This window comes from Lysinibacillus sp. DFXJR4 (assembly GCF_057196045.1).
Window position 1 is genome coordinate 157,800 of the sequence record NZ_JBXUNW010000006.1, and the last position, 20,683, is coordinate 178,482.

At 38.1% G+C, this 20,683-nt stretch carries 18 protein-coding genes and 1 pseudogene; 2 read left to right on the top strand and 17 right to left on the bottom strand.

From position 1 onward, the window contains the following. Window positions 1-333 precede the first annotated feature (333 nt). From tlp to AC2CGN_RS14795, 11 genes are all read right to left on the bottom strand, one after another. Entirely contained in the window at window positions 334-570 is a 237-nt protein-coding gene (gene tlp, locus AC2CGN_RS14745) for a small acid-soluble spore protein Tlp (RefSeq protein WP_484514634.1), read from the bottom strand. A 373-nt stretch (window positions 571-943) separates the two neighbouring features. Then, window positions 944-1,123 carry a TcpD family membrane protein gene (locus AC2CGN_RS14750; RefSeq protein WP_429986321.1) on the bottom strand — a complete coding sequence of 60 codons (180 nt, stop codon included), beginning with the start codon at window positions 1,121-1,123 and terminating at the stop codon, window positions 944-946. 578 nt (window positions 1,124-1,701) lie between these two features. Continuing rightward, on the bottom strand, window positions 1,702-3,063 hold the full coding sequence (locus tag AC2CGN_RS14755) for a TraB/GumN family protein (RefSeq protein WP_484514636.1): 1,362 nt from the start codon (window positions 3,061-3,063) through the stop codon (window positions 1,702-1,704). Between the two features lie 683 nt (window positions 3,064-3,746). Continuing rightward, the gene (locus tag AC2CGN_RS14760; RefSeq protein ID WP_484514638.1) at window positions 3,747-4,442 is read right to left on the bottom strand and encodes an MBL fold metallo-hydrolase; all 696 of its coding nucleotides are present in this window, start codon (window positions 4,440-4,442) and stop codon (window positions 3,747-3,749) included. A 1,094-nt stretch (window positions 4,443-5,536) separates the two neighbouring features. Beyond that, window positions 5,537-7,198, bottom strand: coding sequence for a helix-turn-helix domain-containing protein (locus AC2CGN_RS14765; RefSeq protein WP_484514640.1), 1,662 nt, complete (start codon window positions 7,196-7,198; stop codon window positions 5,537-5,539). 135 nt (window positions 7,199-7,333) lie between these two features. Further along, the gene (locus tag AC2CGN_RS14770) at window positions 7,334-8,296 is read right to left on the bottom strand and encodes an ABC transporter substrate-binding protein (RefSeq protein WP_484514642.1); all 963 of its coding nucleotides are present in this window, start codon (window positions 8,294-8,296) and stop codon (window positions 7,334-7,336) included. Between the two features lie 400 nt (window positions 8,297-8,696). Beyond that, entirely contained in the window at window positions 8,697-11,276 is a 2,580-nt protein-coding gene (locus tag AC2CGN_RS14775) for an ABC transporter permease (RefSeq protein WP_484514644.1), read from the bottom strand. Continuing rightward, complete coding sequence (locus tag AC2CGN_RS14780) at window positions 11,273-11,956, bottom strand: ABC transporter ATP-binding protein (RefSeq protein WP_286924466.1); 684 nt, start codon at window positions 11,954-11,956, stop codon at window positions 11,273-11,275. Before AC2CGN_RS14780 ends, AC2CGN_RS14775 begins: the two co-directional genes overlap by 4 nt. 82 nt (window positions 11,957-12,038) lie before the next feature. Beyond that, entirely contained in the window at window positions 12,039-13,028 is a 990-nt protein-coding gene (locus AC2CGN_RS14785) for a sensor histidine kinase (protein WP_484514646.1), read from the bottom strand. Beyond that, window positions 13,015-13,701, bottom strand: a complete 687-nt coding sequence (locus tag AC2CGN_RS14790; protein WP_484514648.1) for a response regulator transcription factor — start codon at window positions 13,699-13,701, stop codon at window positions 13,015-13,017. Before AC2CGN_RS14790 ends, AC2CGN_RS14785 begins: the two co-directional genes overlap by 14 nt. Further along, window positions 13,698-13,892, bottom strand: a complete 195-nt coding sequence (locus tag AC2CGN_RS14795) for a DNA-binding protein (RefSeq protein WP_484514650.1) — start codon at window positions 13,890-13,892, stop codon at window positions 13,698-13,700. The genes AC2CGN_RS14790 and AC2CGN_RS14795 overlap by 4 nt, the downstream gene beginning before the upstream one ends. A 607-nt stretch (window positions 13,893-14,499) precedes the next feature. On the opposite strand from AC2CGN_RS14795, the gene AC2CGN_RS14800 reads away from it, so the two are divergent. Together AC2CGN_RS14800 and AC2CGN_RS14805 are read left to right on the top strand one after the other, a co-directional pair. Beyond that, a complete protein-coding gene (locus AC2CGN_RS14800; RefSeq protein WP_286924462.1) occupies window positions 14,500-15,198 on the top strand; it encodes a Crp/Fnr family transcriptional regulator in 699 nt (232 codons plus the stop codon). Window positions 15,199-15,277: 79 nt separating this feature from the next. Beyond that, window positions 15,278-15,937: a peroxiredoxin-like family protein gene (locus tag AC2CGN_RS14805; protein WP_484514652.1), complete on the top strand. Its 660-nt coding sequence runs from the start codon at window positions 15,278-15,280 to the stop codon at window positions 15,935-15,937. Window positions 15,938-16,277: 340 nt separating this feature from the next. On the opposite strand, the gene AC2CGN_RS14810 is transcribed toward AC2CGN_RS14805, so the two are convergent. The 6 genes and pseudogenes from AC2CGN_RS14810 to AC2CGN_RS14835 form a co-directional block, all read right to left on the bottom strand. Further along, window positions 16,278-16,409, bottom strand: coding sequence for a hypothetical protein (locus tag AC2CGN_RS14810; RefSeq protein WP_484514654.1), 132 nt, complete (start codon window positions 16,407-16,409; stop codon window positions 16,278-16,280). A gap of 57 nt (window positions 16,410-16,466) precedes the next feature. Next, window positions 16,467-16,919: a VOC family protein gene (locus tag AC2CGN_RS14815; protein WP_484514656.1), complete on the bottom strand. Its 453-nt coding sequence runs from the start codon at window positions 16,917-16,919 to the stop codon at window positions 16,467-16,469. A 167-nt stretch (window positions 16,920-17,086) separates the two neighbouring features. Then, on the bottom strand, window positions 17,087-17,839 hold the full coding sequence (locus tag AC2CGN_RS14820) for a hypothetical protein (protein ID WP_484514658.1): 753 nt from the start codon (window positions 17,837-17,839) through the stop codon (window positions 17,087-17,089). A gap of 507 nt (window positions 17,840-18,346) precedes the next feature. Next, on the bottom strand, window positions 18,347-19,249 hold the full coding sequence (locus AC2CGN_RS14825; RefSeq protein WP_484514660.1) for a sigma-70 family RNA polymerase sigma factor: 903 nt from the start codon (window positions 19,247-19,249) through the stop codon (window positions 18,347-18,349). 57 nt (window positions 19,250-19,306) lie between these two features. Continuing rightward, a complete protein-coding gene (locus tag AC2CGN_RS14830) occupies window positions 19,307-19,540 on the bottom strand; it encodes a DUF2798 domain-containing protein (protein ID WP_429986329.1) in 234 nt (77 codons plus the stop codon). Window positions 19,541-19,576: 36 nt separating this feature from the next. Next, window positions 19,577-20,433: pseudogene (locus tag AC2CGN_RS14835) on the bottom strand (NAD-dependent epimerase/dehydratase family protein). Window positions 20,434-20,683: the final 250 nt, after the last annotated feature.

Here is a 20,683-nt window from a genome sequence, read left to right on the forward strand (position 1 = left end):
AAATATGCAAAGCCTGAATATTAGATTACCCTTGTGACGGATAACCTTTAGAGCACTTGGATTGATAGCATGATTTCCTTTTATAATACTTACCATAAAGTTGTTAAAGTATACAATATTTTCAGAGTAGCCTTGCATAATTATTATATTAATAAACCAAAAAGATGATTCAACAGTCAAACTTTATTTTTTGCCCTCCCCCTTTAATTACCATAATTAAATGTTAATAAGCAGATGGCAATATAGAGGCCCATTATAGAGCTTCTAAACCATCTGCTTTTGTTGGAGGCACTTTTAGAAAGATGAGAGAAATTAGTAGCTAAGTGCTCTTCTCTACACTTCCCCTTTTTTACGCGCTGCCATTTCATCTTTCATTTCTTCTTTTAATCCTTCAATTGACTTTTGACGTCGCTTATTCTTTTCTTTAATCATTTCACTTTGCATAGGATCTGCAAATTCCAAACTAATTTCCGCTTCATGAAGTTTTTCTTCAGTGTTCTTAATGATATCACCAATTCGTTCAACGTTATTGGATCTATCATCTGGTTTCGAGTGTTTTGAATTAGCCAAGGTAACGTAACCTCCTTAAAATTTTGACGTAACATTAGTTTGGATTTTTTTTATGTTTATATGTGCACTAATTTGAAAAGTGTGTTTGCCACATGAAGAGACACTGGAAGTAATCAGGCACTAAAGCGAATATCTAAAAAGATAGAATCCACCTTTTAACCTTACAGAAGAAAATAAACAAGAGTAAAAACAGTAACGTATAATTACACAGGGTATGGGGACTACAAGCCTGGAAATGGCATAGGATGGGCATTTGATTTGAAGCATGAATCTCCGCAAACAGTGGTATTGGACGCATCAAGATTATTGATAGGAAATATAAGAGAAGGGTGGCTCTAAAAGAGCTACCCTTCAATCTTTCTCATGCCCCTTACTAACCTCCACCTGCTAATAAGATACTTGAACTAAAAGTCCAGATTATAAGAGCAAATAGAAATGAAGTTAATGCTATTCCTTCTTTTTGTTTGGAGAAATGCTTTAAAAAGCGGAACATAAAAAAAAATGCAATTACAGGCATTAAAAATAGTGCAGAGAATAAAACTATTGCCTCCATATTCCTAGTCCTCCTTAATTATCAATAATAAAGCTAACTAATATGCCCTAAATGAGCAAACACTCTTCAAATAATTACCATCAAACAAAATAAAAAGACAGAAACCACCTTTTTAGTTAAAATGAAAGCTTTAACCCAATCAATCCACTAAAGAAGCGTATCTGTCTTTTGAATAGATTAACATATCACCAATAAATCAACAAAGAATTTCATGGTTGGCGATTGTCCTTTTACTTTTCAAAACCCATTTTCTGTCGAGCATTGGTTTTATAGGCAAAACGAAAGAGACATGCCTTAAGCCACCACCAAAATCATTAATACGCCGGAGAAGAACCTGTTTTTCTCTTACTCAACGATAAAACAAATCCTTCTTCACGGGCGACTCGGCCAACTATAGCTGCAGTTATCACGGCTTGCACCCTGATGGGAATAGTATATGGGGGCATCAAATCGTGCAACTGATGCCGAAATTCGATTATTCAGTAAAGAAACAACCAATAGTAAAATTCAACTTTCGTTAGATATGATGAATCAACTGCAATAGTATAGAACTACACAGCCTGTATCTCTTTTAGAGTTTATTGATAAAACGGCTTCACTTCGTATCCGTTTTTCTCCAAATGATAGCGAACGCTTTTCTCGATTAAAAAGTGACCTGAACCAACAACAACAAAGTACGTACCTTTTTTCTCTTTAAGTAAGTTCATGATTTTCTTTGCCATTTGTTCATCACGTAAACCAAATAGCATTTCGTTGTATTCTGAAGATTCGCCTTCCATCTCTCGGAAGCTTTTTGCGAAGTTTTCAACCTCCCCTTGCTTCCAGCTTGTAAACCACTCTCCGAGGAATTCAGACTGATTTTCTCCAGATGGCGTGAGTATGCTATCCAGTACAGCGACTAAAGATTGTTCCTGTGCTTCTGGTGATAACCCGTCAAACATATCAACTTGTGCCTTAGTACCCTCTAATTCAATCACTGGCTTTTGTTTTAGCTGTGCATTCAATAAAAAGTATATATCAATACCATGCATCGCCATTTCTTGTGGCGTCATACCATAGGAATCATCCATAGCCAGCAATGATAACGTATTTGAAAGCATCCAAGGCTTTTGTAATGCCAATTCTTCCATCGGGAGATCATAAAGCGCTGCAACTTTCTCTAGCTTTGCATAAGTTTCTGGCGCAACAGCATCTTTCAGTGTTAAGCCATCCGTATACATTGCCTTTTCTGAATAGTATTCAAGCCCTTTTGTATCCAGAATATTTGCCTCTACTAACAGTGCATCCGCTTCTTCAAACGCTGTCATTAGTTTTTTATTGAATGGATATAAATCTGGTGTACCTAGATGAATGGAACCCAGTAAATATACACGTGTATCCTCATCCTCAACTATCCAGGCTACTCCCTTCGATCCTTGCTCTGCAAGCTCATATGTATTCTTAATAAATCGAACAGCTAGTAGAACAGCCTGCTGTGTCGTTGCCTTTTTCTCTAACTGTAATCCGCTTTTAGAGCCTTGTAATATGTTATGCTCTTTCATAAATTGAACGGCATCTGTGCCAACAGGTAAATCATAGCGTGCCACGATATTATACAAGCGATTCACAATATCACCGCGTGTGTTATCATTTTTCACACTAACTGGCTTATACTGTTTATTTTCTTTTAAGCCCAAAGAGGCAATTTTCTTTTCTGTTAATGCCAGTAGTTCATTTACCTTCTCCACCGGAATTTCTTGAAGGAAGCCCTTATAATACCAATCAGTTGGATAAATCCCGTATTTTTCACCCTCGTTTAATGTTTCAATAGCCCAATCACTAATTAACGGTACTAGGGGTGGTGATTGCTCCTCTGCATGAACCGCTGGCATAACCGCAGTCAGCATTAATGAAGCGCCAAGCAACGCAGCACTCGTTCGTTTCATTATCTTTTTCATCATATCTTTTCTCTCCCTTATTCATATTTGCTAAAGCAACATTTGAAATTATACCATATAAAACCCATCTATTTTATACTTAATGTGGGAATGTTTACAATGTTGTATGACCTTGAAAATTAGATCGAAATAACGAGAGATTAGCTGTACGTTCTGGAATATTTCTATAAATTATTTTAGTTTTTGGGTCAATTTTATCAAATGTGAAATAGAAAAAAATCCTGCATACAAACACAGGATTTTATAAATTATTAGCTACTACATCATATGTAGCTTTTGGTATAAAAATTAATTAAAAATTTAAATCCATCTAGAACTAATGTTAAAATCAATATAAGAACGGTCCTAAACATATAAATAGATTAAGGATGCAAATATTTTTCCAAAACAAGAGCTGCTAGATTGTTGGTGTCAGGTATAACACAGCTGCTAAAGTAGCTATATTTTTATTAGAACGAGGTTATACGGTAAAAGAGCTAACCAGTGGGATCGCAGCTTAGTAATGGGGTTCCCTGTCTCAAGATGTTAATCTTTCTAACCGTAGTGGGTGCTGACTCTAGTACTGTTGCTTCATATGATTAGGTAATGTGGAAATTATCATTGAAAATAAAATTAATTACTTGCAAACGTAACCATAAAAAAAATATGTTTCCTAAAGGTTTAATAGTCCAAGCAAGAATTGAATATTATTGGGTCTTCGTTTCTTCAATATAATTTAAAGATTCTAGCTTCCGTTTTAATATTTCTTCTTTGCTGTCTGCCATTTGACCATGGCCAGTGATAAGGAAACGGATATCGTGATTTTCTAATATAGACTCAGTTTTTTCAAGTGTTTCCACAAATGCCTCGTTACTTTGAATAGACGGATTTTCTACGTCAGAAAAGTAATCACCCGCGATCCATAATCCTAAAGGTTCTACGACGATAAATAAACCATCATCACAGTGTCCATCAGCTTTATAAAATGTTAAAGAAGTATTGCCAAATTCTAATACTTGTCCTTCTTTATACACCACAATATCTACATGCGGATAGATAATCGGATAGTCTCGAGAGATATAATGTTTTACGTCAAAGTCTTTCAACTGTTGTAAAATATCTTCCTTATCCTCTCTATCTTTAAAAACATCTCTTGCAATAACAGTTGCTTCTGGAAAAACACCATATCCAATAATATGATCCCAATGGGAATGTGTAAAAAGAAGATAGATAGGACGACTATCTTTTATTCCGTTTACGAACTGTCGAATTTCTTCTACCTCAATAGGCAATAAATTAGGATCTACAATTACGATACAATCATCTGTATGTATGACAATTGAAGTGGTTTGGTATAATTGACTTTCAAATAATGTAAAGTCCTTTTCTTGATATCGAATCATTATTTTTCTTTTCCTTTCATTCGTTCACTTTTACCTCTTTTTATGTTATTATTTACTAATTTACTATTTAATGCAACATTACTATTTTCATTTTACATCCTCTTTACAATCTACAAGACGTTACTGTACTTTGATTAATAAATTTTTGTTTTGGGATTAACTAAAAATAACAAAATAAAAAACCCTTAAAATGTAAATAAATTTTCTATAATTAAACTCAATAACCACTTATAAATTCAAAATATAAATAGCCTTGATAATGAGCCTTATGCAAAATGGTAAAGGGTTGGGTGTTGTAGAATTTGCAGATGAAAATTCATTGTATTCTATCAAATGTAGGGGCTAAAATTGCAGAATGTTTAGATGGTAAAGCTTTAAACCTTACATTGGTTGGATTTATATTTATGAGTTTATAATTGGAGGTAGATTTAGTCGAGAACGTTAGTAATCCTTTTCTGGGTATTTATATATATTTATTTCATGAATAAAATAGGTGTTGAAAAAAATATCTTTTACTTAATTTATTCATTAATTATTGTTCTTAGCGGTATAGTGATTATATTTAAATTATTCACAAAAAAATAGGAAATGTATAAACTAGTACGCTGTAGATCACATTTTACTTAAAGGGGATACTTCTAAAATAATAGAAGTAGTACAAGCTTATGAATTTGGAAAAAATGATTTAAATACAGGCGCTCGATTAACAAAAGAAATAACGAGATTATGAATAGAAGTGATTTAGTTGAAGATTTGTATTCCAAATTAATCAATTTTTATTATAAACAGGTGAAGCCACGTATTTTTGACCAAACTTCGTTCAAAATACGTGGCTTATTTTTATACAAAAACTAAGGAAGTCGGCAACATTTATAAAAAATATCACGTATGTCGCGTAAATTTTAATCGAATTTGCTGTTTTCTATTTTAAGATTCTATAGCTCGAAGTTACATTGTTCAGAGTAGTACACCGCTGTATGACCTCTTTGTAGCCTCTTAATATCCAATTTATCACTATTCTTTGTATGGTTACTTTTGGGTTTTGTTTGAATTTTCAAGACACATAATGGAATTGATAATGAGTTACTAAGTAATCACATAGCCCTCTTCTTAAAAATAGACGGTAGAACCTCTAACAACCGTTCACGTGTGATAGGATCACAATGATTCCATTTAAAATCTACAAAATGAGTCTTACTGGGAGTTAACTCGGCTAAAGTGGCGATCTGTGGACAGTGAATAATAGTTTGTAATTCTTGGGGAGAAGCCAAGATAAAATTACGCTCTCCAGCATAGTGATTTATTTGATGTTGCTGAATTTCTATCCATGCTTGCCCTTGCTCAATTAACTGCATTACTTTGGGAGTGGGACGAAAGCCAAGCGATTCATACAAGCTGGCAGCCAATCCAGTCTGACACATAACATAAAATTTTGCACCTAACTTGAGATAAACAGTAGCTGTCTCTCCAGCAACATAAACATCTGCTAATTGCCTACGTACTAGCCTTACTTTGTCTTCATATGTAGTAATCCACTTCTCTGCCGCTTTACTCCGTTCAAATAGTTTAGCGATATACCGTAACCGCTCGAACAGTCTAAACTTCTTGTCTAGTATAACAGTTGGAGCAAGCGCATCTAGTTCCTGCAAATCTTGTGGATAGTAGCTAAGCAATATGAACTCAGGCTGCAACTGTGCTATTTTATTCGGATCTGCCCAATGCCCGATACTATGAATATTTCGTAGCCTATTGTGATATATCACGTTATCTTTCATAATAGAGATGGCCGCTCCTATAGGAGATATGCCTAAAACGAGTAATTCCCCAAGTGTAAATTTGCCATCAGTCACAATACGTGTCGCATCTTTAGGAACATGAATCTTTCTACCAAATGAATCGATAACTGTTCTTTGCTGAGTCAGAAGATGAACATTCGCATATTCACGCGGAGTGTTTCCAGTTAATTTATGAAAACACCGACTGAAATAGTATTCATCTTTAAACCCAATTTGTCGAGCTATTTTTCTCAATGGCTCAGTGGAATTACTAAGAAGTTTTTTTGCCTGGTTTATACGTACATGGGTCAAATAATCAGTCGGCTTTTTACCGGTCAATGTTTTAAACTTTTGACTATATTGCCATCTCACCATTCCAGCCATGTTAGCTAGTTGTTCAACTGTCAAGTCCTCATCATAATGCTGTTCTATGTACTGTACAGTTTGTTGAACCAATTTTGTCTTTTCTTCGTTCTGTAACTGGTTAGCTTGTTCATCTAACTGAACCATCATAGCTAGTATTTGCTGAAGTCTACCTTGCAACATCGCCATTTCTAATGTGGATAGAGAGGAACAAAATCGATTATTTATCCATGCTTCATTTCCTAATACCTGCTTGACTTGAGAAAATAACAGATGATAAGGATAACCGTAAAGCAAGGGTGGATGAGCAATTCGGTTCAAAGTCATTCCTTCTACTTCAAAGGTTTCAAAGGTAAAGCGAGCAACCTGTGCCTCTTTGTTACTTGACTCTACCGTGTAGCTTTGTACAGGTAAAATGAGAGCGCAGCTTCCTTGTCGTAGATCGATTGCCATTTTGTCTACATACAGTCGTATGTCATGACTGAGTGCTATCAATAATGTGCATAAATTTGTTTCATGATTATTTATTCCCTCATTATGGCTACTAGCTGACATTATTCGATCAACTTGAAATCGATCATAGTGTTGTAGTCTAATATATAAGGATGCCAGATTCATAAGCAACTCTCCAAACGTTGAAAATGATTCTCATTATCGTTATTGTAACATATAATGACCCTCTATCAACGATTGTTCGAGTATGTGCTATTTAGAATACTAGCGGTTTAAAAATTGATTGGACGGATACAATTTTTACTGTTTGCGCATCCACTCTGGTAGCTTTTGGAACAATTGCTCCAAAGCTAATAAATTATCTGTATTCCATTCATTAGGAACAACATAAACTTTTCCCTTTTTGACCGCAGGCAAAGTTCCCCATATCGGGCTTTGTAGCAGCCGATCAGCTTCTGCTTCACTTTCACTATCCTCTTGTACAATTACAAACAAATGATCACCAGCAAACTCAGGAAGCACCTCTTCGGAAACCTCTAGGAAAGATACCCCTTCTACATCAATAATATTCTTCTGTACTGCTGGTGGGACAGCAAAGCCATTTTTCCCATAAATAATAGCACCTAGACTACGATCACCCATAACATAAAGCGTCTTTCCTAGCTGATAGAAAACTGTTGCGGTCTCCCCTTCTGTTAATTGAAACTTGTCAAACATTTCTTTAGACTTTGTTTCAAACTTAGCAAGCAATTGAGCTACTTCTTCCTGCTTACCTAGAATATTCCCCATCTCTTTTACTCGTTCTGTATAAGGAAGAGCAGGGTTAAAGGGAATCGTAGTAGCGATTTTTGACAATTCTTCGTTAAGATTTGGATCCGCCTTGTAATAGCCATTAATAATCAGATCAGGTTTTAAAGTCAGAATCGTCTCTAAGTCAGCAGGATTTCCAATATCAACGATTCCTTCAAGTTTGCCTTCATAGTAACTAGGAGAATCTTTGGGAAGATTATTACCAACAATTGGAATATCCATCACCAAGAAATCACCAACTGTCTGACCAATATAAACCACTCGTTTTGGATCTGCAGGTATTTCAACCTGTTCACCTGTAATCGTTGTATATTGAACTGTTTTCTCACTTTCCTCTTCCTGCTCATTAGACTTGTTGCTATTAGCATTAGAAGTACTGCATGCCGATATTATCAACAATAGGAGGAAACTCCCTACCCATAGTATAATTTGCTTTTCACGATGTTTCTTCACACTTGTTGCCCCTTTCCTTTCTTACTCTTAATTGAAAATGATTATCATTTACAACATTATTATAGTTTGTGCGAATAGGAGAAACAATGGAAAAAACGCAATGATTTAATTGGATAAATGTCAATAATCGTTTCAAAACAAAAATCTGTTCACTTATTTCGTTTATAAGCAAACAGATGCACATTACACATATATTTTGTATTTTTAAAAAGACTTATTATATTGTAACAAACTTAATTGTCTAAAAACATATTCTCCGCACGGGTGACGGTTAACCTTTGTTTAAATGTTTCTGTTTCGGAAAAAAGTATCTGCCCAGCAACGTTTTTTTCTTCCTGCTGTCGGGCAGAAGACAGATTCTGCAATTACAAAATCAAATGGCCTTTGGGAAGATTATGAATCAAGTCATATCATCCCGAAGCGCGTCAATAATATTTTCTCTTTTTATCTTGCTAATGGCATACAGCATTGTCATGAACACCACAAAGAGCACACTGAACACGCTGATTGCCATACTGCCCCATGGGAACACAAAATCGATATTGTCCGCCCCACCGACGAACATTCCTTTGTAAATCAACCAAGAAGAGATTGCTGCTATGGGAAGTCCGAAGAGTAGCGCCCTCATGCCATAAAAGGCACACTCGAAATTCATCATTTTTTGGAAATCGCGTTCAGACATCCCCACAGAAAGGAGCATGGCAAGCTCTCGGCGGCGCAGCTTGATATTTGTGGAAATTGTGTTGAACACATTAGCAACCGCAATCAGCGATATCATAATGATAAAAGTATATGCGAACACGTTGGCAATGAAGATGTAATTGCGGTTCTCATCCATCATGTCATAGCTATTGTACAGGTGGTACGTTGCTTTAACTTCCGCCCCTTGAATCATCGATTTCATTTCAGCCACCGACTGCGAGGGATTCTTTGAGCGAAAGGTCATGCCCTTAACAGCTACATGGGTATCGGAGGTTTCAAGCTTCTCCTTGAGTGAATAGGGTGCCATCACCCTAAAAAAGTATGGCCTCTGCTCGGAGTTTCCTATGATGGGGAGTGTGTCAGGCGGCACGGTCTCGACAAACGTAATGCTTACGTTTTGCCTCTGTTCCGTCTTCGGCTCGCCATTCGTTTTGGGAGCGATGGTAAAATTCATGGAAGAACCCGTGAACATATCACTAAATTGGTCAACCTCTTTCACCCGATTGCTGCGGTCTTGCATTTTGGCAACGGCGATCATTTTCGCATTTTGCCCAGTATATTCCTCTGCTGGCAATCCCAGGTCTTTGATAATATTTAGATAGGCGTTATCATCAAGAAGCTGGATGTCCATTGGCAGATTAACCGTTCCGTCCAGCGAATATGAACTCGCGTATTCCCAGTAATCGTCTGAAAGATCACTTGCTTTGGCCGCGCATGAATACACCAAAAGTGCTTGATACGAGCTTTCGTAAACACCGTCAGCGGTTTTTAGTTTGTCGTAAAGTGACAACATTTCGTTATCTCCCATATCCTGCGCGGCAAAACCGATGTCATAGGTAGTAAACTCCACTGCCCGCTCCGACACCTGTTTCATATTCGTGACAAAAGAACTGGCCGATACAAACAACACAACGCTTAAAACAAGGGATAGTACAATGCTGCGATAGCGTTTCTTGTTTCTTTTAAAATTCTTTAGTGCAAGAGTACCTTCCAAGCCGTAAATACGCTCCGCAAGCTTTGAAGTTTTCACGGCTTTGGATTCAACTTTGACTTCGTTCGTCTGGCGAATACTTTCCATAACGGGAGTGCTTGCAGCCTTTCGCGCCGGAATATAAGCCGAAATCAGAATCGTAACCATGCTGACCGCCGCCGCAACGACAATTGCGGAGACTGACACCGTCATGGTAAAAGGGACGTTGGTATAGAGAATGTTCCCAAAATTCTTGGCGACAACGGAAATCACAAGCCAAATGCTGCCTATACCGACGATAACGCCAATCGGTATACCGATCGCACCGATACAAAGCCCCTCAAACAGCACCGAATTTCGCAGCTGCCTTGCTGTGGCTCCCACTGACGAGAGAATCCCGAACTGGCGTGTGCGTTCGTTCAGCGAGATGGTGAATGCGTTATAAATCAGAAAAATCGAGCCTATCATGATGATGACGACCACAATGCCGCCCACCGCGTATAGAAGCGTGTTGAACAAATTATCGTCCGAAAGACCCATGAAGCGCAGCACATTATCGTTAAAGACGTAAGTTTCGCTTCCGGCTTTGCTGCTTGCGTAAGCGTGGAGCTGGCGCGGATTTTTCAGCTTGACAAATAGACTGAAGTTGTCCACTTTGTCTTGTACATCCGCTTTGGTTATCAAGGTGTATCCCGGTGCGGAAGATTCCTCAAAGCCTGGTCTTTGGTAGATACCGACAACCGTATAAGTTCTCTCGACTTCTGGCACAAAAGTTTCTTTCCCGGAAATGTAAGGGATGTGTTGACCGAGATTTTTATTTCCGTCCATGCGACTTCCAACAGCAAGTGAAAGCGTGTCTCCCACTGAGAATTTAACGCCACCGTTTACTGCGACGCTCCCCGAAACAAGAATCTCCCCGCTGTTTTCAGGCAGCCTACCGGACATCAGGTTGATGGGCAAAGTACTAAAAGTTTCCTTGCTAAATCCGGCTATAAAGAGGTACGGTTTGTTGGGGTTTTTACCGCCGTCAAGCGTTGCGTAACCGATATTTTCAAATGCCGCGGTGTCAGCGACTTCCTCGTCGTGGGTTCGTTCCTGTACGAAGGAAGAAGGGACATCCAAAAACTCAACGTGCCAATTGCCGTATTTCTGGATTGCCCCGTTTGTCATATAATTCAGCAGGGAAACGCCAAAGGTAGTTACGGCTGTGATCATGGCGGCGGACAGAACAACTCCGATAATCGTGACAATCGTTCGAGTACGGCTTTTTTTCATGCTTTGCAGGGTAACTTTATTGAAAATGTTCATGACCGTACCCTCTCGTCTCGCACTATATTGCCATCTGATATACCGATAATGCGGTCTGCTTGCAAGGCGATATTTTCGTCATGCGTGACAAGGAGCAGGGTCTGCCCATATTTTTTATTGCTTTCTTTCAGCAATTTGATGATTTCATGCCCATTCCGGCTGTCCAAACTGCCCGTGGGTTCGTCGGCAAGCATAACAGCCGGGGCGTTCATCAAAGCGCGTCCTATGGAGACGCGCTGTTGCTGACCGCCTGAAAGCTGATTGGGTAAATGCGTCTTGCGGTCTTGTAACCCAAGCATTTCGAGCAGGTCATTCAGCCGTTCCTCGTTGACTTGCCGCTTATCCATCAGGATAGGCAAGGTGATATTTTCCACCACATTTAGAGTGGGAATGAGGTTGTGAAACTGGTAAATCAGTCCGACCTGCCGCCTGCGGAAAATAGCGAGCTTCTCATTGCTTTGGGCATATACATCCTGCCCGTTCAAATATACTTTTCCGCTTGTCGGGACGTCCACGCCCCCAATGATGTGAAGCAATGTGGATTTACCGGAGCCGGAGGAGCCGATGATTGCGGTAAACTCCCCCTTTTGGATTGTAAGCGAAACATGGTCAAGCGCGACAACTTGGTTTTCACCCTTACCGTAGACCTTGGATAGATTTTCAATTTTTAAGAACTCCATTATGTGAGTCTCCTTTCACATGGTTTACCCATATAATAGAACCTTCAACTTACATCTCTGTGACTTTCAGATGAGAGATTCGTCACTTTGGAAAACGAATGGCAAATATCGCACCGCCCTGCGGGTGATTTTTTGCGGTAATCGTCCCTCCCTGCCGTGTTATAATCATCTTGCAGAGAGCCAATCCAATCCCGTATCCTGTAGCGTTTGGGTTTATCCCACGATAATACCTATCAAACAGGTAGGGTAGATCTTCTTTTTCAAAACCTGTGCCACTGTCGTGGATAGTAATCTGGGTAAACAGTGGGTTGTCCATGCAGACAATCTCAATCTTCCCGTTCTCGCCTGCGCTTTCCATGCAATTTTTGAGGATATTTTGAATTGCTTCCGAAAGCCAACCAGAATCGCCCTGAATACTTACCCCTTTCGGCGCGTCTATTTGCAAATCAATATCGTGCAGTTCCATTGAGATTAGAAACGGGCGAAGCGCAGCACATATCAAGTTGTTGACATCTATCTGCTCGATTTGGAACACCACTATGCCCGCGTCCAAGCGAGATAATTTCAATAGAGAAGTAATTAGCCAATCCATCCGAACAAGCAATTCCTCTGTTTCTCGTATAAATGCTTTCCGTTCGTTTTCATCAGGGTTATTCGCTAGTAATGACAGAATGAGGTTCGCAGATGTGAGCGGGGTTCGGAGTTGGTGGGCTATGTCGGCAAGCGAATCGGCAAGATGTTCTTTTTCTTTTTTCAGCGCGTCGTTTTGCTCTCGAATACGCAACGTCATTTTTGTTATCTCGCTATGCAGAATGGAAAGTTCGCCCTCGTCCGATTCACCAATATACAGATGGTCAGCATTATGAAGCACTAGGTCGATTTGATTTGAAATCCGCGCAATGCTTTTATATCGGGCTTTGGTAAACGCAAAAAACGCTGTACCAAAGGTGGCGGCAGAAGCAATGGCAAGGATTCCCGCTGCCGCATTGATTGCAAATCCCACCATTACTGAGGCGATAGCGATTAAGGAGAACAAAATGACAAACTGTCGAAACTCTCTATTCCGAAGCATATTCGCCCCCCAGTCTATACCCCGTCCCACGAACGGTCAGGATTATTTGTGGGCTTGCTGGGTCGTTCTCTATCTTCTCCCGCAAGCGTTTGATGTACACGGTCAGTGTATTGTCATTGACAAACTCGCCTGCCGCATCCCACAACTCGTCAAGTAGCCTGCCCCTCGTGATAATAATTTTTGGGTTGTTAATAAACACCAGTAACAAGCGGTATTCTAGTGCTGAAAGAAAAACCTCGTTGCCGTTTTTTTTCACAATGCCGCTTGCCGTATCGACATGAAGGTCGCGAATTTTAAAATCCGACCCGGAACGCCCGCTTTTTCGCAAGGCAGTTCCAATTCGTGCAATCAATTCACGCGGACGAAAAGGCTTGGTGATATAGTCGTCCGCGCCCATGTTCAGGCCAGTAACAACACTCGCCTCATCCCCAGAAGCCGTCAGAAAGATAACGGGAACATCTTGGGTTTCTTTGATTTCTGTGCAAACCGTAAAGCCATTTCCGTCAGGCAAAGAAATATCAATTAACGCCAAGTCAAATTTATTCCTAGAAAGCGTAGCAAGGGCTTCACTCCGCGTAGAGGCGTGAATGACTGTAAATCCCTCCGTGCGAAGCAAAAGTATAAGGTTTTTAGCGATTGCCTTATCGTCCTCAACCAAAAATATCCGATTCATTTATTTTCACCACCCTTTACTTTACTGCTCTTGTATCTTCCGTCAGTCGGTTTTTCAGCATCAACCGGAACAAGCCATGTATTTCCCACTTTTTTAGCTCCCTTAATCCGCCCAGCGGAGCAATGATACACTACCATTCTGTCTGTGATTCCCCAATTGTTCGCAGTTTCTTTTGTTGTTATATAATCCATTCATGGCACCTCCATAGCTTTAATATATTTCTTTTGACAGAAATATACAAACAGAGACATAAAACATGGCATTATCCATTTCACACGTTCCGCCAATTTTTATTAAGGGGAAATTCAGAGGGACCTTACTTTTCTCCAAATATTTTCATATAAAAGGATTCAAGGACTATGACTTTAAATCAGTTAGAAAAGCAACCTATTGACATCTGATAATTGAAAGAGATACGCTTTAATTTTAAAGTCACCATGTTAATTCTATTCGTAACTTGCGTTGCTTTGAAACATTATATTTCTTGCTTCACGTTTATAACTTACCATTCAGTTGTAGGTACTGGAACACTCCCTCGCTTATCATTTCAATCGAAACAAAAAAGGACCACTACTGTGTTTAGAAAGTGATCCTGATTTATCCTCAAAAAGTTGTTTTTCGTGGAACGTGCAACAGAACAGGGTCTACTCCTGATTTGATATTGTAATATGGGTTCTTTTATAAGAAGTTGTATTATGAATATATGTGATACGAGATTTGAGTCTCTGCTCGAAAAGCTGCTACCAAAAGATAAAACCAAATATAGGAATATAAAAGGGAGGAAGGGAGGAACGATTGATGGATCGCATTCAATATTTGTCTCAGTTTAACCTGCTGCGTTCACTTTCCATGGAAGATTTAATCACAATGGACGAATTGACTTCGATCACAACTTTTTCAAAACATACGTTCATTCAAACACCTGAAACGTTCACTGAAGAGCTGTACTTTGTGAAGAAGGGAAAAGTGCGTCTCTATCAACTAAATAATGAGGGGAAGCAGTTCACTTTGGATATCTTGAGCGAGGGGAACATTTTTGGTGAGATAGGTGATATTTCATTGGGTACACGGGAACTGTTTATTGAAACAATCGAAGAAAGTGACATTTGTGTAATGGACAAAGAGCGGTTCGAGAGCTACCTCATTCGATGTCCACGATTCATGATGAATATGATTAAAGCCATGAGTGAACGGTTATCATACATGAGCAGCCTTGTCCAAAATCTAGCCATTGGAAAATTGCATGATAAAATCATTCATGTTCTGGTGGAACTTTCTGATCGGTTCGGAGTTTGGGATGAAGGTAACGATTACTGTCGAATCGACATGCTCATTTCCCATCAGGAGATTGCTCACTTGGTTGGAGCTTCAAGAGAAGCCGTGTCCATGGCTCTAAAAGAACTTTCGGAGACCGGTATAATACGTACAGGATTCCGTACAGTGGCTGTTTGCCGTACCATTCTCACGTCAGTTTGCTCAAATGATAGTAACTTGTAAACTAAATTACATCTTTTCATTTCGTCTACCCCGTATTATGGAGAAGAGTTAAATAATATGACGAAATGGAGAGATCTCGATGAAAAATTTACGTCTTTCACCCTTGCACTTTGATTTGGATAACGCCACTAAACAGATGGAAAAGATGCTCACTCCAGAAACGGTAACGATGTTTGAACAATCGATCATTCAATTGAGAGCATCAGGTCTCGCCACTGGCCTGAAGGTTGGAACAAAAGCTCCCGATTTTTCGCTGAAAGATCAGAACGGTACAAACGTTACCTTGTATGATTATACGGCACACGGCCCTGTTATCCTATTGTTCTATCGCGGAGTTTGGTGTCCATTTTGCAATATTACTCTACACGCTTATCAGCAAGCATCAGAACTATTTGAAGCGTCAGGAGCTCGGATACTTGCGATAAGTCCGCAATCCCCAGACTATTCAACTACTATGCAAGAGAATAACAGTATCACCTTCCCAGTTTTAAGTGATACTGGTAATGAAGTTGCATCCCGATACAACATCGTATTCGAGCTTTCCGAATCGATACGTAGCGTTTACCAGTCCCTTGGTATTTCGCTTGACGATTATAATGGCGATTCCTCTTGGACGCTCCCACTTCCAACAACTTTTGTCATTGATCGCACGAACATCATTCGCCTAGCCTATGTCGAAGCTGACTATAAACGGAGATTGGAGCCTTCGCAAGTATTGGACATGTTGGCATCTCTTTAAGGTCTGTAATAATGATGGGGCTTCTCATGTAAGTTGATGACAAGATTCCGATTCCAAATTCTATTGTAAATCTGAAGGGAGCCTGACAGAATCATATACATCTCAATCTTCTTCAGCCTGACTTGGGGGTTTTTTTCCACAACAGAATGGGTGGGTCTTATAATTCATAACCGTTCCCTCTTTACTACATGACAAAAGCGAAGAGGCTAGTATAAAACGCCCATCTCAAGACTTAAGAAAACAATAAGGATAGGTGAGAAATCATCTGCCATATAAGCATGATAAGTGAATACTACCAATCAGTGGAGAATGGGGAAACCCCACTGATTGAAGCTTCACTTTATTGTTTTTGTACTAATTCAATAATTTGTGCTACCAAGTGCACTGCTTGATTGATAACAGAGATTGGATCTGCTGAGAAGAAGTACTTCCCATCGAATGTAATTATTTTGTTAGTTTTTACGACATCCAAATTATCCTATGTAAAAGTTCTTGATCATAATCTAAAACACCTACATAGTCACCTTACTTATTTGTTACCGAGTTGTTCCGCCAAACCGATTAGAAGTCCTTCGACTCCACGAATATAGCAGAGCCGATACGAGTCCTCGTACTGAACCACTTCACCAACGAGCTGAGCACCATACTTAGTGAGTCTGGCTACCATTTCGTCAATGTCTTCAACGGTGAACATGACGCGTAGATAACCGAGGGCGTTTACAGGAGCAATCCGGTGATCTGATATAGTAGGTGGGGTGAGAAATCGTGAAAGTTCCAGTCGGCTGTGGCCATCTGGGGTAACCATCATAGCAATTTCTACGCACTGAGAACCCAATCCAGTTACGCGACCAGCCCATTCACCTTCGACAGTGGCTCGCCCTTCGAGATTCAAGCCAATCTCCTCGAAGAAAGTGATTGCGTCATCAAGGGATTCTACAACGATACCGACATTGTCCATTCTTAGTAATTTGTTTTTTACCATAGTCTAATCTCCTTATGAAAATTTATTTATCTGATCATTTTTATAATTATTTCATTAAATGTAAATCAATAATAAAGTTGTTTGATTTTATTATAAAAATATAAGAGCCTGCTACAATTTAGTTGAGAGTTATTCGACTAAAGCACCTATTAATTTAACGAAATCCTTTAGCTCTCTCGCCTACATTGTATAGCGCTTTCTATTTCAGAAATACCCTTTTGTATTGTAATTTTATTTACTTTAACACCATTTTCTGGAGTATCAGTCAAGGTGATATGGATTCTATCAAAGGGAGCATCACCATGATGTGCGCTATAATTTAACGCACTTGCATGAACAATATGTCTCCTTGTATCGCCATCTATTCTTTCAACTTTATCTATTTTAGGACACATGATAAAATCTGAGTAAGCTTCGTCGAGATAGGAAAAATATCTGGCATATAAAGTTTCTTCAAGCAACTCGTCTTTTGGTGCCCCAACACTTTCATATTTCCAGCCAACTAAGAGCCAATCATAAAGTTCTACTGATTTCAATCGAACCTTTTTATTATTACTTGTATATATAACCTCACCATCTGCAATCGTGCATGTTTTTACTTGGTTTTTGGATACACAATTATAAGCTGGTTCAATAACTATAATGTCTCCGTTTTTCATTTTTATTTTCATTATCGAGACTATCGAAGTTTTATTTAACTCTAAATCAATTGCTCCTTCTGAAGGACTTGAGGTGTTTATCCAGTTAATGACCTTACCGATAATCACTTCCTCATATCCATCATTTTCCTTAAACAAACGGGTTTCCCCGTTTAAACGGTTTACTTGAATAAATGAAACATCCTCTTTTTCTAATTGTGGTTGAATACTCGCCTTTACTAACAGCAATTGCATCGGAAAAAATAATCCAAAAATCACCATGACTAGTATGACTAACTTTCTCAAGAATTATCGCCACCTCTAATGTAAATTTTGTAGGTATTTTCCCCTTACTATGATAAATAAATACTTAAAGAACATAGATGCAAATAATCAGATTCCGATACAAAACTGAACGTCATTCAAAAGCCTTTCTTGTTACTAAATCGTCCCTATAACTCCATAAAATATTAAGCAACTTTTGTCTACACATACCTTAGTTGTGTTGTAAAATTACTGCAAACACAGATTCTTACGCAAAAATTATAAAAACACACCTTGAGCATAGCTTTCAAACACTACAAGACGTTTTTTCGAATATCTATTTTAAATCGATACCTTTTTAATGTGGCTTTTATTAAAGATTGATTAAAACCATCTCACCTTTAAAAAAGTGAGATGGTCTTTTGTTGGAAATTTACATTAATTTTACTATAAAGATTTTGAAGAAGTGTACTTAAACGAACGGTGCAGGTTCGTTCAATAAGAAAACATACGGACAGTTCTTAACTAAATAGGCTTATATGTTAACTTATCTGGATCTACCACATAGAAGATCTTGTTAATCGTTCGGGATGAAGAATTCCAGTCAAAACAAAAAACACCTGTTACTTTTTCATTTTCAGTGACTACAATACCAAATTGATTATTTATCATAGCTGCCGTAGCACTTTTTCCAAAGAAAAACTTTTTTGAAATTCCTGAAATAAGTGCTACTACTCGCTCTTTACCTTCAATGATGTTTATTGCCGTTCTTACTTTACCTCCTCCATCAGCAGCAAATAGAACATCATTAGATAACAAGTGGGTTACTCCTTGGATATCCCCGTTGGATAATGCCCATATAAATTGTTCTATATAATTTTTCTGAAGACTAACAGTTAAATCTTTTTCGCTTTTTCTTCCCATTTTAATTTGTGCTCTACTCAATATCTTACGGCTATTAACAGTTGTTGTTTTTAGAATATCGGCAATCTCACTATGCTTTAGCCCTAGAGCATTTCTTAATACGTAAGCTATCCTCTCTTTAGGTAAAAGGTTTTCCATAAGAACCATATATGAATAGCTTAATTGATCTGACTGGATTAGATTATCAAGAGGCCCACTATTGAATGTCTGTAGTATAGGTTCGGGTAACCATGTACCTATATAATTTTCTTTCCTTTTTCTACTTGATTTTAGTTCATTCATACAGCGGTTAACGATCATTTTATTTATATAAGCTTTAAAATTAGTAATATCTTCCGTAATATTTTCATGTTCTTTTAATTTCAAAAAAGTATCTTGAACAATATCTTCAGCATCTGTCATTGAACCAAGTAAATAGTATGCTATGGATATACAATAATTCTTATACTCTTTATATAAGTCTTCTATATTTAATTCATTGAACAACATCATAAACCCTTCCATCTCTAATATTATGCATATCATAATCCGAGAAATATTCTACATACATTTTTTTATCTTTCATTTCTCTACAAAAGTAATGAATGTCATAAGCTTATTTATAATCCGTGGAAAAATGTAAGCACAAAGTATAGCACACAAAAATGCTTCACCCCACATTGGTAGCCAATGAATTAAAAAAGTATGGCTATATCCTAAGTTTATAGAAACAAGGATAAACGATATGAAACAAGAAGTAAAAAGTCCAATTAGAACAGTGTAAATAAAGGACTTATAAATTTTATTTATTTTCATAAATTTAACCTTCTTAAATTGTAGTTCATTTTATTATTAATAATGACGCGATAATTTAAATCCTTTTGTCCAAGAAGGGTAAATAGGTTCCCAGCCATATTGTTTTTTTGCTTTTTCATTTGATGCTCCTCGTTCCCAAGAATTATAAGTATCATTTATAGGAGGGAGGGGGCCCCAATAACTTCAGCAAAATAGGGAAGCCAAATAGAGCTTTTTGCAGGTTCATCATCTACAATGTTTACAGAACCTGACTGCCAATTTAAAGCTAATACAGCTACTCTTGCTGCGTCTTTTACGTGGATAAAGGATGTCATCCCATCAGTTGCGTGTAGTTCCTGACTCTGTAATTGTTTAGCAATTAGACCGTTACTCGAAAGCCAAGTTCCAGGACCATATAACATACCATAGCGAAGGATAACGAACTCAGGCATTTCTTTTACCTTTTCCTCTAATGAAATAATTCCATCAATTGTTTTTTTGCGAGGTAATGAGGCTTTAGTATCTAAAGGTGTTTCTTCTGTAGCTAGTGTATTCCCAGGCTCATAAGCCCATGAAATACTTTGTACAACTATCTTTTTTACTCCAATATGAATAGCTGCATCAACCAGGTTTCTTGTTCCTTCTATCCGTATTTTAGAATTATCGTTTATATCGCCACTATTTAGTGCAGTAAGTTGATGCATGACAACATCAGGCTGAGTTTCAATTAAGGCTGCATAAACACTATCTCGATCAAATGCATCTGCAACTACTGGTTTTACTCCCATCTCTTGCATTGTCTTAACATGTTTTTCTGTTCGAATCATCCCGATTACTTCATGTCCCTCTTCTATTAACATCGGAATCACCATTTTTCCTATTACACCGGTAGAGCCAGCAAGTAATATTTTCATAAATAAACCTCCTAATGATCATAAATACAAAATTAATATCTCTAAAAACTAAGACAATTAGGGATTATGAAGTGTGACACTATTAAAAGAAATTATAAAAATATTTATGTACAATAATAAGAGTAGTTCATGTGATATGCATTGCTATAGAGAAACATCTTATATTAAAGAACTGTCCAAAAGAAAAAGTTTGTGAACAAATGTACTTAAAGTAACGACTGCGATTGTTCAATAAAAGCAGTCGCTTCTT

Excerpts from the sequence above, each read along its gene's own strand:
- AC2CGN_RS14750 (WP_429986321.1), bottom strand. The coding sequence starts at position 1,123 with ATGGAGGCAATAGTTTTATTCTCTGCACTATTTTTAATGCCTGTAATT.
- AC2CGN_RS14755 (WP_484514636.1), bottom strand. The coding sequence starts at position 3,063 with ATGATGAAAAAGATAATGAAACGAACGAGTGCTGCGTTGCTTGGCGCT.
- AC2CGN_RS14760 (WP_484514638.1), bottom strand. The coding sequence starts at position 4,442 with ATGATTCGATATCAAGAAAAGGACTTTACATTATTTGAAAGTCAATTA.
- AC2CGN_RS14765 (WP_484514640.1), bottom strand. The coding sequence starts at position 7,198 with ATGAATCTGGCATCCTTATATATTAGACTACAACACTATGATCGATTT.
- AC2CGN_RS14775 (WP_484514644.1), bottom strand. The coding sequence starts at position 11,276 with ATGAACATTTTCAATAAAGTTACCCTGCAAAGCATGAAAAAAAGCCGT.
- AC2CGN_RS14780 (WP_286924466.1), bottom strand. The coding sequence starts at position 11,956 with ATGGAGTTCTTAAAAATTGAAAATCTATCCAAGGTCTACGGTAAGGGT.
- AC2CGN_RS14785 (WP_484514646.1), bottom strand. The coding sequence starts at position 13,028 with ATGCTTCGGAATAGAGAGTTTCGACAGTTTGTCATTTTGTTCTCCTTA.
- AC2CGN_RS14790 (WP_484514648.1), bottom strand. The coding sequence starts at position 13,701 with ATGAATCGGATATTTTTGGTTGAGGACGATAAGGCAATCGCTAAAAAC.
- AC2CGN_RS14795 (WP_484514650.1), bottom strand. The coding sequence starts at position 13,892 with ATGGATTATATAACAACAAAAGAAACTGCGAACAATTGGGGAATCACA.
- AC2CGN_RS14800 (WP_286924462.1), top strand. The coding sequence starts at position 14,500 with ATGGATCGCATTCAATATTTGTCTCAGTTTAACCTGCTGCGTTCACTT.
- AC2CGN_RS14805 (WP_484514652.1), top strand. The coding sequence starts at position 15,278 with ATGAAAAATTTACGTCTTTCACCCTTGCACTTTGATTTGGATAACGCC.
- AC2CGN_RS14815 (WP_484514656.1), bottom strand. The coding sequence starts at position 16,919 with ATGGTAAAAAACAAATTACTAAGAATGGACAATGTCGGTATCGTTGTA.
- AC2CGN_RS14820 (WP_484514658.1), bottom strand. The coding sequence starts at position 17,839 with ATGGTGATTTTTGGATTATTTTTTCCGATGCAATTGCTGTTAGTAAAG.
- AC2CGN_RS14825 (WP_484514660.1), bottom strand. The coding sequence starts at position 19,249 with ATGGAAGGGTTTATGATGTTGTTCAATGAATTAAATATAGAAGACTTA.
- AC2CGN_RS14830 (WP_429986329.1), bottom strand. The coding sequence starts at position 19,540 with ATGAAAATAAATAAAATTTATAAGTCCTTTATTTACACTGTTCTAATT.